Raw genomic sequence first — 1,320 nt, 5'->3', positions numbered from 1 at the left:
TCTACAGGTGCATGTTCCACCCTCGCTGACAGCTACCTGCCAACCGTTACCAGTATCGATGAAGGTGGGACGGACTATCTATATTGGGTCGATTCTGTTTGTTGGCGGAGACTGGCATTGACGTAAAATCGCCACCCCCAAAAAATCAGCTTGCATAGCGAGAAGGAGCTTCGATGCTGCGGGTGATGATTGTTGGGCAACCCGGGTCTGGTAAAAGCACTTTGGCGCGTAAGCTTGGCCAGCTTACGGGCTTACCGATCATTCATATCGACACTATCCACTGGCAGCCAGGATGGGTCGAACGGAGCTGGGGCGAGAAGACTCATCTTTGTCGCGAGATCGAGGCCCGTGAACGCTGGATATTCGAAGGTGGCCATTCAGCCACTTGGGACAATCGGGTGGCCCGCGCAGATCTTTTGATATGGATTGATCGTTCGGCGACGCTTCGATTCTGGCGCGTAGTGCTCAGAACGCTGCTCCAGCGCGGTCGGTCTCGGCCTGACTTGCCGGAGAACTGCCCCGAACTGCTGGCGAATCTGCCGGAATTTTTTAGATTCATGTGGCGGACGAAAAAATCAGCGCGAGCAAAGATGCAGCAACTCGTGGCGACTGCGCCATCCACTTGCCGCGTGGTCTGTCTGCGGTCCAATCGGGATACCAGAGTTTTTCTCGCGAGCATTGGAAATTTGACTGGCCAGGCTCCGTGAGATTGATAGACAGTTGACTACTTCAGTATGGAAATCGCCTGTTGCGACCGGCAGCTCTTGGCCGACTGCTGCCCGTCACGACAGACAGAAATCGGCCAGAAGGAGTCCTCAGCGGTCAGCATCACGCTTCAACTTGCGAAGACATTGCGAGCATAGTGAATCGTCCCCGCCAAGACCAAAGTGTGAGTAACATCATGATCGAAGCCCAACGCTGGACAGTGAAATGCCAAGATCCTGCGGATGGAAGTGGCGACGTCATCATTGATTTGCCGCCTGAGCTACTCGCCAGTTTAGGACTGAGCATCGGTGACGTGTTGACGATGGAGGTGATCGACGGCGCGATAGTTCTGACACCGAAGTCGAGCGACTCAGCTACACCCTGAGTCGAGCCCGTGCGCTCCACCTAATCATCAAGCGGGCATAAGTGAACGGCACATCTTAGCGGCGGCGATTGGGCATTTGCCGGCGGCGACAGACCGTATTGGGTCGGATACAGCCCTTGGCGACAGGCAGAAAACGACCCAGGCTGTGTGAAAACTCTCCAAACACGATGAAAGCTGAGCGTTTCGTGGGTTGCCTGTGCAATCAGCGGGCGGAAGCGCGAATTACCTTC

General features: G+C 55.3%; 2 protein-coding genes. Both read left to right on the top strand.

The window, feature by feature from the left end; genetic code table 11:
• Window positions 1-173: 173 nt before the first annotated feature.
• Window positions 174-707, top strand: coding sequence for a P-loop NTPase family protein (locus ACZ9IM_RS30475; RefSeq protein WP_476225835.1), 534 nt, complete (start codon window positions 174-176; stop codon window positions 705-707).
• A gap of 194 nt (window positions 708-901) precedes the next feature.
• Window positions 902-1,090 (top strand): AbrB/MazE/SpoVT family DNA-binding domain-containing protein, encoded by a 189-nt coding sequence (locus ACZ9IM_RS30470; RefSeq protein WP_427622757.1) that lies wholly within the window; start codon window positions 902-904, stop codon window positions 1,088-1,090.
• Window positions 1,091-1,320: the final 230 nt, after the last annotated feature.

Source organism: Pseudomonas sp. TE12508 (assembly GCF_056279485.1).
The sequence above is the reverse complement of the archived record's forward strand: the minus strand, read 5'-3'. Positions and strand labels throughout refer to the sequence as shown.